We start from the raw sequence: 14843 nt of genomic DNA on the forward strand, positions 1-14843 counted from the left end.
GTCTGGGACGACACATCCGGAGCCGCCGGCAGAGCGGCCATTTGAGGGAAGACCTGAGGCATGGCCGAAATTGCAACCTCGCGCCGCGACATCCCCTCGGACGACATCGTCATCGGGCACGCCGCGATCGCTAACCAATTCAACCGCGAACGCGAGCGCCGTCCAGGCGTTCATGCTTCAGATGCGAGCGCTGCCTGATGACGCCCAGCGCGAGAGGAGACCGCATGCGCATACTCGTCCTGAGGCCGCAGGCCGATGCCGAGCGCAGCGCCCGCGCGGTTGCCGCGCGCGGCTGCGAGCCGTTGATCGCGCCGCTGTTTACCATCGTGCGCCTGCCCGAGCCGGCGCCGGCCAGGGATTTCGCCGCACTCGTCCTGACCAGCAGCAATGCGGTTGGCGCGCTCGCCGAGGCACCCCTTGCCTGGCGCGACCTGCCTGTCTTCAGCGTCGGGGCGCGCACCGCCGGCAAGGCCCGCGAGGCCGGCTATGCCGATGCCCGCAGCGCCGACGGCAATCGCCATGACCTGATCGATCTGATCAACCGCAATCTGCCGCCGCCCTCGCGGCTGCTTCTGATCGCCGGCCGGGACAGCCATGAGGATGTGCCGCAGCGCTTGCGGGACGCCGGTTACGACGTGACGATCTGGACCGCCTATGCAGCCGAGGCCGTGAGCGCTCTCCCGGCCAATGCAGCCAAGGCCCTTCGCGACGGCAAGGTCGATGCCGCCCTGCATTATTCCCCGCGCGGCGCCCGAACCTTCCTGACGCTGGCACGGGAGGCTGGCCTCGCAGAGCCTGCCCTGGCGCTGACCCATGTCGCGCTCTCGGCAGACGTCGCGGCGCCGCTGATCACGGCTGGAGCCAGCACGGTGCTGGTCGCCGAGCATCCGGAAGAAGCGGGCCTGCTCGCCGCCCTCGACCAAGTGTCCGCTCGCAATCGCCTGCGCGACGATGTTAGAGACGAACCGGCTGCGACGACAGGCGTCGAGACGGAGACAGGCCCGATGAACGAGCCCGATGCTGAAGCGATGAAGCGTGGCCGCGCCCGCCGCACGCCGCCGACCATCGATCTGACGGCACAGGACACGTCAACGGCGCAGGATGCCGCTCCATCCGCCACGGGCACGGCGTCCGCGAGCGCAGCGCCCCCCGAAGCCGTACTGCCGACCGAGGCGCTGCCCCAGGAGTTCGCCGCGCCGGAGGCCAAGCCGGCGGCCGCGCATGCCGGCCCGGACAGCGAAGAATCCCGTCACGCCGACACTGCCCAGCCGTCACACCTCCAGCAGACGAGATCGCACCTGCCCTGGCCGGCCCTGGCGCTCGCCGGCATCGTCGGCGGCATGGTCGGCGGCATGGTCGGCGCCGGGCTTGCCATGCTGGCCTGGAGCCGCATGACGCCTGCCGTCGACATTGCGCAGATCGCCGAGCTCCGCGCCCGGATCGACAGCCTGCAGGGCGCCGCCACCGCGCTCGACCGCAAGGCAGAGGCCGCCGTCAAGGCCGGGACGGAGGCGCAGGCCGCCGCGGCCCGGCTCGTCGAGCAGGCGAAGGCGCAAGGCACCCAGAACGCCGATGCCGGTGCGATCGCGAGTTTGAGTGCCCAGGCCCAGCGCGCCGAAGCCGCCGCCAACGCGCTCGGCCAGCGGCTCGCCACGGTCGAGACCCTCGCCAAGACCGCCTCCGCCCCCAGCCCGCAAGCTCTCGCCGCCGCACGTATCGTCCTGGCCGAGCGTATCCAGAGCGCCATCGCCTCGGGCCAGCCCTTCGCCGGCGATGTCGCGGCGCTCGCCAAGGGCGGCGGCGCGCCCGAGCAGATTGCAGCGCTGAACGCGGTCGCCACGACCGGCGCCCCGACCCGTGACGCGCTGCTTACGCGATTCCGCGGGCAGCGTGCCATGTTCGCCAGGGAAATGATGCCGGCGACCGCCAACTGGCAGGATCGCCTGCTGGGACTCGCCAGCCGCATCGTCACGATCCGGCCCGTGGGCGACACCGGCTCCAATGATCCCGCCACATTGCTGATTCGGCTGGAGAACGCGCTGGCGAGCGGGAATTTCGTGGTGGCCGCCGGCCTCTGGAGCCAACTGCCCGAGCCGGCGCGGCGCGCCAGCACCGATTTCGGCGCGGCTTTGCAAAAACGGGCGGCGGCTGATGCGGCCATCGCCAAAATCGCGCAGGATGCCGTCACCGATCTCGGTGCGGCAGGCTGACGGAGGCATAGAGTTTTATGGTTCGCGTTTTACTCTATCTCGTCGTTTTCGCCTGCCTTGCGGTCGGCGCCGTCTGGCTCGCCGATCGTCCCGGCGAGGTTTCGATTCTGTGGCAGGGCTACCGCATCGAGACCAGCGTCGCGATCGCCGCCATCGGCGTCGTCGTGCTGGCGATGCTGGCGATGCTGGCCTGGGCGCTTGCGCGCTTCGTGCTCGGCCTGCCCTCGGCCTTCAGCTTCGCTTCGCGGGCACGCCGCCGCGCCCGCGGCTTTGAAGCCGTCTCGCGCGGCATGGTCGCGATCGGTGCGGGCGACCCCATCGCCGCCAGCCGCCACGCCGTCGATGCGCGCCGCTTCTCCGGCAACGAGCCGCTGACCCTGCTGCTGGAGGCGCAGGCCGCCCAGCTCTCGGGCGATCGCGGCCGGGCCGAGGCCGCCTTCAAGACCATGCTCGACAAGCCCGAAACCCGCGTGCTCGGCCTGCGCGGCCTCTTCGTCGAGGCCAGGCGTCGCGGCGACATGACCGCCGCGCGCGCCTTCGCCGACGATGCCGTGCGCCGTTCGCCCTCGCTCGCCTGGGCCAATGATGCCTTGCTCGATTTCCACACCAGCGCCGGCGACTGGCAGGCGGCGCGCACCGCCGTCGAACGCCGCGCCGCCCTGAGGCTGGCCGAGAAGGCCGAGGCCAAGCGCCAGCGCGCGGTGCTGCTTGCGGCCGAGGCTTTGCAGGCGCGCGATGGCGAGCCGGAAAAGGCGCTCGCCGCAGCGCTGGAGGCGACCAAGCTCGCGCCAGGCCTGACCCCGGCCGCGGTGCTTGCGGGCCGCATGCTGGCCGAGCGCGGCGACATCCGCAAAGCCTCCAAGATCCTGGAGGCCGCCTGGAAGGAGGTCTCCCATCCCGACATCGCCGCCGCCTATCTCGATGTCCGCTCCGGTGACAGCGCCCAGGATCGGCTCAACCGCGCGATCACGCTGACGAAATTGCGCCCGGCCGATCCCGAGGGCGTGCTGGCGCTCGCCGGCGCCGCGATCCACGCCCGCGATTTCGCCAAGGCCCGCACGGCCCTGAAGCCGCTGCTCGCCGGCGGCGCCTCGGTGCGCGCCTGCCTGCTGATGGCGGAGCTCGAGGAGGCCGAGCACGGCGCGGCCGGCAAGGTGCGCGAATGGCTGGCACGGGCAACGCGCGCGCCGCGTGACGCCGCCTGGGTCGCCGACGGGCTGGTTTCCGACCAATGGCTGCCGGTCTCGCCGATTTCGGGCCGGCTCGACGCCTTCGTCTGGACGGTGCCGCCCGCCACGCTCGGCAGCCACGCCCCGGCGCTCGACGACGTCCTGGCCGATCTCGACGAATCCGCGCCCCTGATCGAGGCCCGCGCCGAAACCGTGACGTCCGAACCTGCCGGCATTCCAGCCATGCCGCCGCCGAAGCCGAGCGAGCCGCCGCCGGCGGCCATCGTCGAACCTGCGCCCAGGCCGCCTCAGGAAGCGAAGCCTGTCGCGGAGACGCAGCCGGCCACAGCCAAACCCGACGCAGCACCAGTGAAGGGCGAGGCGCGCGCCACGCCCGTGATCTTCCCCGTCTCGCATGCACCCGACGATCCGGGGCCGGAAGAGGCCCAGATCTCCGAGGAGAAGAATGCGAAGTTCCGCATCTTCGGCTGAGCAAGGCCCTCGGCTGAGGCAAGCCCGGCCGCAGGCGATACAGGCGCGTGCGAAAAGAAGTGCGGCTTTCGGCCCGGGCGCTTATAGCGTCGGTCATGACATCACAGCCAAGCCAATTTGAGACCGCGCCGCCTGCGGGCGTGACCTTGCATGTGACGGCCGAACAGGCCGGCGCGCGCCTCGACAAGGCGCTCGCCTTGCTGGCCGGCGAGATCTCGCGCGCCCGCCTGCAGCAGATCGTCAAGGATGGCGGCGTCAGCCTGAACGGCACGGTCGCGACCGACGGCAGCCGCAAGGTCGTCGAGGGCGACGCATTGACGCTGATCATGCCCGAGGCCAAGCCCGCGGCCCCGGCGGGGCAGGACATCCCGCTCACCGTGGTGTTCGAGGATGAGCACCTGATCGTCATCGACAAGCCCGCCGGCCTCGTCGTGCATCCCGCCGGCGGTCATGAGGACGGCACGCTGGTCAACGCGCTGATCGCCCATTGCGGCGAAAGCCTTTCGGGCATTGGCGGCGTCAGGCGACCGGGCATCGTGCACCGGCTCGACAAGGACACCAGCGGCCTCCTCGTCGTCGCCAAGAACGACAAGGCCCATCAGGGCCTGGCGAAGCAGTTTGCCGATCACGGCCGCACCGGCCCGCTCCAGCGCGCCTATCTTGCCATTGTCTGGGGCTTCCCACGCCGGGCGCACGGCACGATCGAGGCCAATATCGAGCGCTCGAACAAGAACCGCGAGAAGATGATGGTCGTGGGCGAGGAGCGCGGGCGTGAGGCCATCACCCATTTCACGGTCATGGAACGCTACCCCGCCTTACTTAAGGGTCGGGAGGAGACCGAGGCGCTCGCCAGCCTGGTCGAGTGCCGGCTCGAGACCGGCCGCACGCATCAGATCCGCGTCCATATGAGCCATCTCGGCCATCCCCTGCTGGGCGACCAGCTCTACGGCTCCGGTTTCGCGACCAAGGCGAGCCGCCTGCCCGAGCCCGCCCGTCTGGCGCTGGCGCAATTGGGGCGGCAGGCGCTGCATGCGGCGCTGCTGGGTTTCGCCCACCCCGCCACGGGCGAAGAGTTGCTTTTCGAATCCGAACCGCCGCCTGAGTTTGCAAAATTGCAAGAAGAACTCGCGAGGCTGTGAGGCAATCTCGCCATCATGCCCATTTTCCGCCAAGCTGTCTTGGCATAGAGTGCGTGTTGGATGCGGATGGCTAAGGGGCGCCGCACGTGGCTTGAGACAGCGCCGAACCGTTAGCTGGTTCCGGCGTTGTATCTTTCACGACGTCCAAAGCCTGCGCGAAGGTTGATCGCGCGGTTGGTTTGCCGCGAAGCGGGGGCCAAGAAGGAGAACGAGCATGGCGATTGCGTCGCTGCCCGTCATGTCCGCGGAAGGCGGACTGTCACGTTACCTCGACGAAATTCGTAAGTTCCCGATGCTGGAACCGAACGAGGAATTCATGCTGGCGAAACGCTGGCGCGAGCATGGCGACCGCGATGCGGCGCACCGGCTCGTTACGTCCCATCTGCGGCTCGTGGCCAAGATCGCCATGGGTTATCGTGGCTATGGCCTGCCGATCGGCGAGGTCGTGTCCGAAGGCAATGTCGGCCTGATGCAGGCGGTGAAGCGCTTTGAGCCCGACAAGGGCTTCCGGCTCGCGACCTATGCAATGTGGTGGATCAAGGCCTCGATCCAGGAATACATCCTGCGGTCCTGGTCGCTGGTGAAGATGGGCACCACCGCCAACCAGAAGAAGCTGTTCTTCAACCTGCGCAAAGCCAAGAGCAAGATCTCGGCGCTTGGCGAGGGCGATCTGCGCCCCGAGCAGGTCAAGACCATCGCCACCAAGCTCGGCGTCAACGAGCAGGACGTCATCGACATGAACCGCCGCCTCGGTGGCGACGCGTCGCTGAACACGCCGCTGCGCGAGGATGGCGATGGCGAATGGCAGGACTGGCTGGTCGACGACAGCGAGAGCCAGGAGCGCCGCTATGCCGAATCGCAGGAAAGCGACAACCGCCACTCGGCCCTGCGCGAGGCGCTCGATGTCCTGAACCCGCGCGAGCGGCGCATCTTCGAGGCGCGCCGGCTGGCCGAGGACCCGATCACGCTGGAGGAGCTCTCCGAGGAGTTCAACGTCTCGCGCGAACGCGTCCGCCAGATCGAGGTGCGCGCCTTCGAGAAGGTGCAGGATGCGGTCAAGAAGGCCCTGACCCGCATCGAGGCGCCGCGCGCGGCGCTGCCGGCGGCGTGATCCGCTGCCCCCGCATGAGCATAGGAAAAGGGGCGCCATGCGCCCCTTTTCCATGTCGCTTCAGTATAGGGGCAGGAGCGGCTGGACCGGCAGTCGGATCGGCCCGAGATAGACGCGGCCCTCGCGCAGCACCACCGGCGGCAAGGCCGTCAGGCCGGGCGCCGCACCCGGCGCCTGCGCGCTGGCCCGGCCGCCGAGCAAGCCTCCGAGGCCACCGAGCACCCCCCCGACCGGAACGCCGGCGATCTGCTTGATGCCCGCGAGCGAGGCCTGGACCTGCCCGGAGACGCGATGCGTCTGGTCGAGCAGCAGCAGGCCGCTTGCCTCGATGCGGGCTGGACCCTTGACTGAGACCAGCTTCGTCAGCTCGATCTGCCCGCCAGCGCTGCGCCAGCGCTCCAGCGCATCGGGATTGAAACCGAGTTTGAAGGCCTCGGCCTGCGTCAAGGTCGCCTGGATGTCGACATCACCAGCCTCGCTCGTGCCGAGCAGGGCATCGAGCGCTGGCAGGACGGAGCCCTTGGTGTTGATGGCGAGATCGGTGGCCTGATCGCTTGCCGGGCGTGTCGGATTGCGGCGCAGATGGACCTCCAGGCTGGCGGCGCGCCAACCTTCATTGGCCTGGCCCGGGGTGGCGAGGGTCGCGTTCGGCTCGGTCATGACCAGGGAGACCTGCTGGGGCGCCGCGCCATTATGCGTCAGGCTCGCCTCGAGCCGGGCCCAGGCCAGATCGAGCTTGCGGCCCTCGGGCAGGTTGGCCTGCAGCGGGCCGGTGATCTGTACGATGACGAGCCCGGGCGAATAGATCTGTCCGAGCGCCAGGCTCGGACCCGTCTGCAGCTTCACCGCATCGCCCCAGCGCGTCGAGGTCAGTTCCAGCGATGCGCAACGCAGTTCGACGCGAAACGGAAAACCGCTGATCGAACGGTCCAGGCAGCTCCAGCTGCGGCCGAGTCCAGCCTCGCGCGCCAGCGCCGTATCGACAGCATCGGCCACGCGTCCGCGCACCACGAACCAGAAGCCGCTCCAGGCAGCGGCCAGTAATGCGAGCAGGACGAAGGGCGCATAGAGCCAGAACCGGCTGCGGCGACGCGTGGGAGCAAGATCGGTCATACGGCGGCGGTCCATTGCGAAAAAGCGAGCGGATTGTTAGCTGCCGCCGAGCAAGGGCGCCAGTGCGCCCATCAAGCAGGCGGCCACGGCTAAATTATGGGGTGATGATGACAGCTGATCTCAGTGCGAGCGATCTCTGGGTCTTCGGCTATGGCTCGCTGATCTGGCGGCCGGGCTTTCCCTTTGAGGAAAGCGTCGTCGCGCGGCTGCACGGCTACCACCGCTCGCTCTGCATCTTCTCGCATGTCCATCGCGGCACGCCCGAACGTCCCGGCCTCGTACTGGGCCTTGATCGCGGCGGCATCTGCCGTGGCCTTGCCTTCCGGGTCGCAGCCAATGAGGCGGCCGAGACCGTGACCTATCTGCGCGCCCGCGAGCAGGCGACTTCGGTCTATCTCGAACGCCGCATGCCGGTGCGGCTTGATGATGGGCGCAGCGTCAAGGCGCTGGTCTATGTCGCCGATCGCAAGCACCTGCAATATGCCGGGCGGCTGCCGCCGGACGAGGTGCTGGAACTGGTGCGCAACGGACGCGGCGGCTCGGGCGAAAACCCGGACTATGTGCTGCAGACCCATGAGCATCTGCGCAAGATGGGCGTCTTCGACCCTGTCCTCGCCGATCTCGCGCAAAAGCTCGCGCCCGGCCTCGGCGAGCCGCGCCCGCCGCTCTAGAGCAGCATGCGAAAAAGCGGGAAGCGGTTTTTCGCGTTGATCCTGCTCTAACTCTTAGATGAGAGCGTTTTCGAGTGGTGGATACCGGTTTGCGTGAAGAAATCGCGTCAGAACAAAATGCTCTGATGCCGGCTCAAACCTCCGGCATCAGGTCCAGCAGCGCCGCGCGGCGGCTCATGCCATCCTCCGCAAGCAGATGGACATGGATTTCGCGCGCGCCGGCCTGCGTCACCGCCTGCCGCCAACGCGTCAGCGCCGCCTCGACCCCGAACGGCCCGCTATCGCGCGCGGCGAGAATCTGGCGATCCTGCGAAACCGCCAGCAACACCGCATCGGTGAAGCCGAGCGCGTGATCGTCCGAGACCGTGAAGACCGAGGCGACGTAGCGCCGGCCCGAACGGCCGCGCCAGGCGGTGAAGCGACGCTCGGACAGGCCCGCCGTGCTGCGCAGCGGCATTTCGCGCGCCGAGACCACGGGCTCATCAGCGAAAAGATCGGGGTGGGAATAGGCGAGAGCGGCCATCCGTTCCTCCTTTTGTTCCAGAACAAAATGAGAACGAACAGACTATCTGTCAAGGGCCGCCGGCCCGCGCGGCCGGCCTTGCTGACAGCTGCTGTCAGGAGCGTTTCGCCAGCGGATCGAGACCGAGCTTGGCCAGTTCGCTACGCCCCAGCGCCAGCAGCCGGTTGCTTTCCGTCTCGATCCTCTCCTGCAGCAGCGCCTGGAACTCCGTCTTGCTCAGGCCCGGCAGGATCGGCGGCAGGAATGTCAGGCGGATCGTGCCCGGCAGACGCAGGAACTTGCGGCGCGGCCAGTACAGGCCGGAATTCAGCGCGACGGGCACACAAGGCACGTTGAGATCTGCATAGAGATGCGCAACGCCGTATTTGTAGTCTGGCGGAGCTCCGGCCGGCCGGCGCGTGCCTTCCGGGAAGATCAGGAGCTGACGCCCGTTCTCACGCATCTCGATCCGCGAGCGCCGCGTGACCTGGGCCAGAGCCCGCGCGCGCCCGCCGCGATCCACCGGGATCATCCTGAGCTTGAGCAGGCACCAGCCAAAGAACGGAATCCAGGTCAGTTCGCGCTTCAGGATGAAGACCGGATCGGGAAACAGTCCGATCAGGACGAAAGTTTCCCAGAAGGACTGGTGCTTGGCCGCAACGATCAGCCCACCGCTCGGGATATTCTCGAGCCCCTTGATCTCAAAGCCCGTGCCCGACGTCACCTTCATCAGGAACAATGCGCTCCGGGACCAGCCGGCAGCGACCTTCATCAGGTAGCGCCGGGGCAGCAGCAAAGCGGGAAATGCCGCAAACACCAACCAGAGCGACAGGTTGAGATAGAACACGACATTGGCGAGCAGGGAGCGCAGGATCAGCATGGCGCGCAAAGACCCCGTCAGCTCGCCGCCGTCAAGCATGCGAACGTGGATCAGGCGTTGTTGCGATGGTCATGCAGGCGCGTGCGCTTCTCGTAGTCCGGCCCGAGCAACCCTGCGGGTTTCGGCGAAACCGGCTTGCGGCCGCCGATGATGACCGAGAGCCGCGACGTCTCGGGATCCCCCTCGAAGGCGCTGCGCAGGCGCGCCACAAGGTATTTGCCGTATTCGGGCCCGAGCAGCCGGACCGTGTTCCAACTCCGCCACCAGCCGGAGGTGTCGATCTGGTCGGTCACGACCGGATGCGGCACGAGGCGCACGCCCGGCATCGCATGGGCGAATTCGGCCAGCACGCGCGGCATGTGGTAGTTCGAGGTCACGACCAGAAGCGAGTGGAATTCATGCTGGCGTACCCAGCGGCGGGTCTCGATGGCATTGCCGATCGTGTTGCGGGCGCGGTAGTCGAGGTCGACGCAGCAGGCGAGGAGCTCACGCGCCGAGGGGTTGAGCTTGGCGAGCTCCTCGCGACTCGTCTTCTCATTGACGCCGCTGATCAGCAGGCGCGAACCGCGCTCGGCACCGAGCAGGCCGATGGCGTCGCCGACACGCTGTGAGCCGCCGGTGACGACGACGATCGCGTCCGTACGCGGCACCGCGACAGGTTCCCGCGGCTCGATTCCGGAGGCGAATTCGGCATAGCCCAACCCGAGCGCCACGGCGCCGGCCACCAGCATGCAGCCCAGGAGCCATCCCAGGCGCCTTGGCCAGCTCCAGCCGGCCAGATGCATGCGGGACTGCCCGGGCGGCATGGGTCGCTTGTTTCGGCCTGCCAGCAGATGCTCGTGACTGCTTCCGATCATCACCATGTCTTGGTCAGGTTAAACCGCCAATCGGGCATAACGGCGGCGGGCTCGGCACTCCTGCCGCCACAAGGGTTAAGGGTTGTTAAGCCAACGCACGTAAATAATGCCGCACCGTGAAGCGTGATACGAGCCCCGCGATCCCCGCCACGACTGCGGCTACCATGATCACTGCGACATAGCCCGACCAGCCGATCTCGAAAGCTCCGAATAAAGCCTGCAATTGTTCTGCCTCGGGCGCCGCGCCCAAGCGCGATGCCACGAAACCGAGCAAGGCGATCACGACAATTGCACCCGCTCCACCGATCGCGCCGCCTCTCAGGCCCAGCCTGACGAAGCGGGTCTGGAATTCGCGCGCGATGAAGGCGTCGTCGGCTCCCACCAGATGCAGCACCTCGACGCTGTCGCGGCTGCCGGCCATGGCGCCGCGCGTGGCGAAGGCGACGGCGAGTGCCGCCGCCGTCAGCACCAGCAGCACGACGGCGGCACCGGACAGGATGATGGTGCTCGCCATAGTCGAAAGCCGGCGCACCCAGAGACGGTGATCGTCGAGGATCGCGCTCGGGATCTCGTGGCGCAGCGCAGCGCTGAAAGCGGAGAGATCCGGCCCGACATTCGATCTCAGCTTGATCACGATCAAGCGGGGCACCGGCAATTCGACGAGATCGAGCCCCGTGCCGAGCCAAGGCTCGAGCAGCTTGTCCGATTCCGCCTTCGGCACCACGCGGACCGTCTCGATGCTGGCGACGCCCGCCGCCATCGCCACCGCACGCGAAAGATCGGCTTCCATGTCGCGGCGCGAATCCGGCCTGATCTGGATCGTCATCTCATTGGCGACCGCGCCGCGCCATTGCTCCGAGGCGCGCGCCGCCAGCACGGCCGCGCCGGCGCTCAACGCCGCCAGGAAGGTGAGGATAGCGATGACCGCCATCAGCGCCCGCCCCGCCACCGAATCAAGCGGCACCAGAGGCTGGTCACGCCGCAGGTTCGGCGGCAAGGCCAGCCCGTCATGCCCGGCTTCATCGCTGTCGGCTTCATGCATCGACATGCAGGTGCCCGTCGACGAGGACAAGACGCGGCGCGTCGTAGAGCTCCATCAGCGCAAGATCATGCGTCGCGATCACCACCGCCGTGCCCAGCGACTGCAATTCCATGAACAATCGGAGCAGGCGCCGGCCCAGGCCGGGATCGACATTGCCCGTGGGCTCGTCGGCCAGCAGCAATTCAGGCCGGCTGATCAGCGCGCGCGCGATCGCGGCGCGCTGCTTCTCGCCGCCCGACAGGACCGGCGGCACCGCATGCATGCGCTCGCCCAGCCCAACCCAGCGGAGCAGCTCGACGACCTCGGCGCGGTAGCTCGTCTCTTCCTTGCCAAGCACGCGCAGGGGCAGAGCCACGTTCTCATAGAGCGTAAGATGATCGAGCAGGCGGAAATCCTGGAACACCACGCCCATGCGGCGGCGAAAGCCGGTCAGCGTCGTCGCGTCCAGGCGCGAGACATCCTGCCCGAACAGGTTGACCAGTCCCCGCGTCGGCTTCAGCGCCATCAGGACGAGACGGATCAGCGTGGTCTTGCCGGCGCCGGAAGGGCCGGTGAGATACTGGAACGAACGCGGCGCGATGCTGAAGTTGATGTCCTTCAGCACCTCCGGGCCCATGCCATATCGCAGGCCGACATTCTCGAACCGAACCAAACCGCCATCCCTTCGAGCCGCATTGCGAATCTCGCTCGCGATCCTACACCTCAAGCGCGCCGCCCCGGAATGCGACGTGAGCGACAGGCACCTTGGCGCACAGGTACTTCACGAGGCGTTAACCATAAACCGGCTCAATGCAGAACGGCGCCCGTCCCCATGGGTAAGGAAGCTTGAACCGCAATGGCGCGCGGTGAAGGCTTCCCGGCCAGGCCGGCCAAGACTGTTCGACGGCGACGTCGAGACTGTTCGACGCCGAGACCATTCAACGCAAGGCAAGGAGCGAGCCTGGCAAGCCCATGCTGATCGTCTGTCCATCCTGCTCAAGCCGGTATGAACTCGACGCGGCCAAGCTCGGCCCGGCCGGGCGCAAGGTCCGCTGCGCCTCCTGCCAGACCCTATGGCATGTCGACCCGGCGCAGGAGAATTTTCCGGAGGCTCCGAGCGCGGCGGAAACGCAGGCCCTGCTGAACGAGGAGCTCGAGCGCGCCAGCGAAATCGACGCGCAGATCAGCGCTGTCGCCTCCGAACACACGGACACGGTCGAGCCCCCCCCGCCGCCACCGCGCAAGCCCGGCAAAGGCAAGCCCTCCCCGGCGAAGGGTGCCAAGACCGGCCAATCCCACCCGCGCCGTGCTGCAACCTTCGTCGCGCTCGGCCTTGGCGGCGCAGTGCTGCTCGGCCTCCTCGTCTGGCAGCGCAATCTCGCCGTGCGCGGCGCGCCGCAGCTCGCCATCGTCTTCGAGAAGCTCGGCCTTCCCATCAATATCCGCGGCCTCAGCTTCAGTGCGGTCGAAAGCGGGCTGGTCGAAGACGGGCAGAACCGCTTCCTCGTCGTCGAGGGCGACGTGACCAATATCAGCAAAGGCAGGGCGCCGATGCCGCCGATCGAGGTCGCGGTCAAAGATGCCGCCGGCCAGACGCTCTACACATGGACGACTGAGGCGCCGCGACCGAGCCTGGAGCCAGCCGAGCTCGTCCGCTTCCGTGCCAGGCTCGCCTCCCCGCCCGAGGCCGGAAAATCCGTGCTGGTGCGCTTCACCTCGGCCAAGCCGAAAGGCCTCGCCAGCGCGCATTGAAGCCCTGCCCTTGAAAGCACTGCTCCTGCGAAAAACCCGGCACCCACATTTCTTAAGCAATGCACCAGGCGAATAGAGCCTCTGGCCGATCCAGATGGATGCTATAAACCTGCCTGAAAGACGAACCGCGCGACACTCTGCGCCGAAAGCCTGGCCGGTTCCCGGCCGGCCGCGAAAGGACGACGAGACGATGGCTGAAGCCCGGCGCATCAGGGTGCTCTACGACGAAGGCGAGATCGCGCAGCGCAATGAGGAAATGGCACGGATGATCGCGGCGAACTCGCCGCCGGATCTGCTCGTGGTGGCGGTGCTGAAGGGCAGCTTCATGTTCGTCGCCGACCTGATCCGTGCCATGCATCGCGCCGGCATGACCCCGCAGGTCGAATTCGTGCATCTCTCCAGCTATCGCAACGCCACGATCTCGTCCGGCCAGGTCGAGATCCTGCGCGACGTCCAAAGCGACGTGCGCGGCCGCGAGGTGCTGCTGGTCGACGACATTCTTGAATCCGGGCGCACGCTCGCCTTCGCCAAGGATCTGCTGTCGGCACGCGGGGCTGCCAAGGTCTCGAGCGCCGTATTGCTGGAGAAGCCGGGCAAGCGCGCCGTCAACATCAAGGCGGATTATATCGGCTTCGAATGCCCGGATTATTTCGTCGTCGGCTATGGCATGGACGTTGCTCACGCCTATCGGCAATTACCCTATGTCGGCGTCATCGAGACGGCCGATCAGGCTGGCCTGCCCGGGATCTGAACGATGTCGCGAATTCTGGTCGTCGATGACGAGGAACCCCTGCGCACGCTCGTGGCGCGCGGCCTCACCATGGATGGGCATACCTGCCTGATGGCGGCCGACGGGGCCGAGGCGCTCGATATCCTGATCGCCGAGAAGGGCCGCTTCGATCTGCTGCTCACCGATATCCGCATGCCGCTGATGGACGGGATCGCGCTTGCCCTCGCGGCGAAGCAGGAGTTCCCCGAACTGACCATCATGCTGATGACGGGCTATGCCGAGCAGCGCGAGCGGGCAAAGAGCCTGGAGGCGATCATCTCCGAGGTCATGGTAAAGCCGTTCACCATCGCCGACCTGCGCGCGACCGTGATGAAGGTCATCGAACGCTCGATTGGCTGAAACCTATCTGTTCAGCCACCAGATCGAGACGTTGAGCAGCGTCGCGAACGAAACCCAGGCCGCATAGGGCCAGAGCAGACCGGCCGAAAGCCGGTCGAGCGGCCGGAATTGCACGATCGTCGTCAGAATCAGCGCCAGCAACGGCAGGATCACCAGGATTCCGCCGACCGGGCTGTTGAGCCCGAAGAAAACGCAGGACCACAGCAGGTTCAGCGCGAGCTGGACGTGATAGACGCAGAGCGCCCGCGCCCTGCCCGGCGTCACCACCGGCAGACGCAGGATGCGATAGGCAGCATAGGCCATCATCGCAAAGAGCAGGGTCCAGACCGGCCCGAACACCCCGTTCGGTGGATTGAAGACCGGCTTGGCGAGGCCCGCATACCAACCGGGGATCTGCGGCACGGTCACTGCGCTGCCGACAATCGAGGCGACGACGACAGGGACGATCGCGATCAGCGCATTGCGCCAGAACGATCCGGAGATGTGGTTGCGGGGTGCGGATGGGGCGCTCATGCGTACGAGATGGGGCAGGCGCGCGGCCCCGGCAAGGCCGCGCACTTGCGCCACCTGCCTGCCCTGCACCAGATGGCCATTCTTGTTACTCATGGAACCATTCGGGATCGCCTCATGTCCAAGCGCTCGCTCCATCCCCGCTCTCTCGCCGCGCAGGCCATGGGCAAGATCGACCCGCTGACCAGGGGCGTGGTTACCCCGATCCATATCGCCACGACCTATATCCGTGACGAGGACAACGCCTATTCCTCGGGCTTCGTCTATGGCCGCCCCGACAACGAGAC

General features: G+C 67.4%; 16 protein-coding genes and 1 pseudogene. 10 read left to right on the plus strand and 7 right to left on the minus strand.

Features of this window, described 5'->3' with window-relative positions:
- Window positions 1–60: 60 nt before the first annotated feature.
- From CYD53_RS30445 to rpoH, 5 genes are all read left to right on the plus strand, one after another.
- Complete coding sequence (locus tag CYD53_RS30445) at window positions 61–198, plus strand: hypothetical protein (RefSeq protein ID WP_181012027.1); 138 nt, start codon at window positions 61–63, stop codon at window positions 196–198.
- Between the two features lie 26 nt (window positions 199–224).
- Complete coding sequence (locus tag CYD53_RS25620; RefSeq protein WP_181012028.1) at window positions 225–2210, plus strand: uroporphyrinogen-III synthase; 1986 nt, start codon at window positions 225–227, stop codon at window positions 2208–2210.
- 17 nt (window positions 2211–2227) lie between these two features.
- A complete protein-coding gene (locus CYD53_RS25625) occupies window positions 2228–3871 on the plus strand; it encodes a heme biosynthesis protein HemY (RefSeq protein WP_103720925.1) in 1644 nt (547 codons plus the stop codon).
- A 95-nt stretch (window positions 3872–3966) separates the two neighbouring features.
- Window positions 3967–5010 (plus strand): RluA family pseudouridine synthase, encoded by a 1044-nt coding sequence (locus CYD53_RS25630; protein ID WP_103720926.1) that lies wholly within the window; start codon window positions 3967–3969, stop codon window positions 5008–5010.
- 214 nt (window positions 5011–5224) lie between these two features.
- Window positions 5225–6121, plus strand: coding sequence for an RNA polymerase sigma factor RpoH (rpoH, locus tag CYD53_RS25635; RefSeq protein WP_092174811.1), 897 nt, complete (start codon window positions 5225–5227; stop codon window positions 6119–6121).
- Between the two features lie 60 nt (window positions 6122–6181).
- On the opposite strand, the gene CYD53_RS25640 is transcribed toward rpoH, so the two are convergent.
- Window positions 6182–7234: a DUF2125 domain-containing protein gene (locus CYD53_RS25640; protein ID WP_181012029.1), complete on the minus strand. Its 1053-nt coding sequence runs from the start codon at window positions 7232–7234 to the stop codon at window positions 6182–6184.
- A gap of 104 nt (window positions 7235–7338) precedes the next feature.
- Between CYD53_RS25640 and CYD53_RS25645 the strand changes: the two genes are divergently transcribed.
- On the plus strand, window positions 7339–7905 hold the full coding sequence (locus CYD53_RS25645) for a gamma-glutamylcyclotransferase (RefSeq protein ID WP_103720928.1): 567 nt from the start codon (window positions 7339–7341) through the stop codon (window positions 7903–7905).
- A 133-nt stretch (window positions 7906–8038) separates the two neighbouring features.
- Here the strand turns inward: CYD53_RS25645 and CYD53_RS25650 are convergent, their stop codons facing one another.
- From CYD53_RS25650 to CYD53_RS25670, 5 genes are all read right to left on the minus strand, one after another.
- Entirely contained in the window at window positions 8039–8428 is a 390-nt protein-coding gene (locus CYD53_RS25650; protein WP_103720929.1) for a hypothetical protein, read from the minus strand.
- A 94-nt stretch (window positions 8429–8522) separates the two neighbouring features.
- Window positions 8523–9326 carry a lysophospholipid acyltransferase family protein gene (locus tag CYD53_RS25655; RefSeq protein ID WP_245928432.1) on the minus strand — a complete coding sequence of 268 codons (804 nt, stop codon included), beginning with the start codon at window positions 9324–9326 and terminating at the stop codon, window positions 8523–8525.
- 11 nt (window positions 9327–9337) lie between these two features.
- A complete protein-coding gene (locus CYD53_RS25660; protein WP_245928433.1) occupies window positions 9338–10093 on the minus strand; it encodes a YdcF family protein in 756 nt (251 codons plus the stop codon).
- 136 nt (window positions 10094–10229) lie between these two features.
- The gene (locus CYD53_RS25665; RefSeq protein WP_245928434.1) at window positions 10230–11192 is read right to left on the minus strand and encodes a cell division protein FtsX; all 963 of its coding nucleotides are present in this window, start codon (window positions 11190–11192) and stop codon (window positions 10230–10232) included.
- Window positions 11179–11802 carry a cell division ATP-binding protein FtsE gene (locus tag CYD53_RS25670; protein WP_244546561.1) on the minus strand — a complete coding sequence of 208 codons (624 nt, stop codon included), beginning with the start codon at window positions 11800–11802 and terminating at the stop codon, window positions 11179–11181. Before CYD53_RS25670 ends, CYD53_RS25665 begins: the two co-directional genes overlap by 14 nt.
- 335 nt (window positions 11803–12137) lie before the next feature.
- Between CYD53_RS25670 and CYD53_RS25675 the strand changes: the two genes are divergently transcribed.
- The 3 genes from CYD53_RS25675 to CYD53_RS25685 all read left to right on the plus strand — a co-directional run bounded on the left by CYD53_RS25675 (window position 12138) and on the right by CYD53_RS25685 (window position 14046).
- Entirely contained in the window at window positions 12138–12917 is a 780-nt protein-coding gene (locus CYD53_RS25675) for a zinc-ribbon domain-containing protein (RefSeq protein WP_103720931.1), read from the plus strand.
- 190 nt (window positions 12918–13107) lie between these two features.
- Complete coding sequence (gene hpt, locus CYD53_RS25680; protein WP_103720932.1) at window positions 13108–13668, plus strand: hypoxanthine phosphoribosyltransferase; 561 nt, start codon at window positions 13108–13110, stop codon at window positions 13666–13668.
- A gap of 3 nt (window positions 13669–13671) precedes the next feature.
- On the plus strand, window positions 13672–14046 hold the full coding sequence (locus tag CYD53_RS25685; RefSeq protein WP_069688669.1) for a response regulator: 375 nt from the start codon (window positions 13672–13674) through the stop codon (window positions 14044–14046).
- A 3-nt stretch (window positions 14047–14049) separates the two neighbouring features.
- On the opposite strand, the gene CYD53_RS25690 is transcribed toward CYD53_RS25685, so the two are convergent.
- Entirely contained in the window at window positions 14050–14652 is a 603-nt protein-coding gene (locus CYD53_RS25690; RefSeq protein ID WP_342751741.1) for a TspO/MBR family protein, read from the minus strand.
- 21 nt (window positions 14653–14673) lie between these two features.
- On the opposite strand from CYD53_RS25690, the pseudogene CYD53_RS30795 reads away from it, so the two are divergent.
- Window positions 14674–14843, plus strand: a pseudogene (locus tag CYD53_RS30795) (cystathionine gamma-synthase); the annotation flags it as partial.

Origin of the sequence: Allobosea psychrotolerans (assembly GCF_002917105.1) — a bacterium.
Taxonomy (GTDB): domain Bacteria; phylum Pseudomonadota; class Alphaproteobacteria; order Rhizobiales; family Beijerinckiaceae; genus Allobosea; species Allobosea psychrotolerans.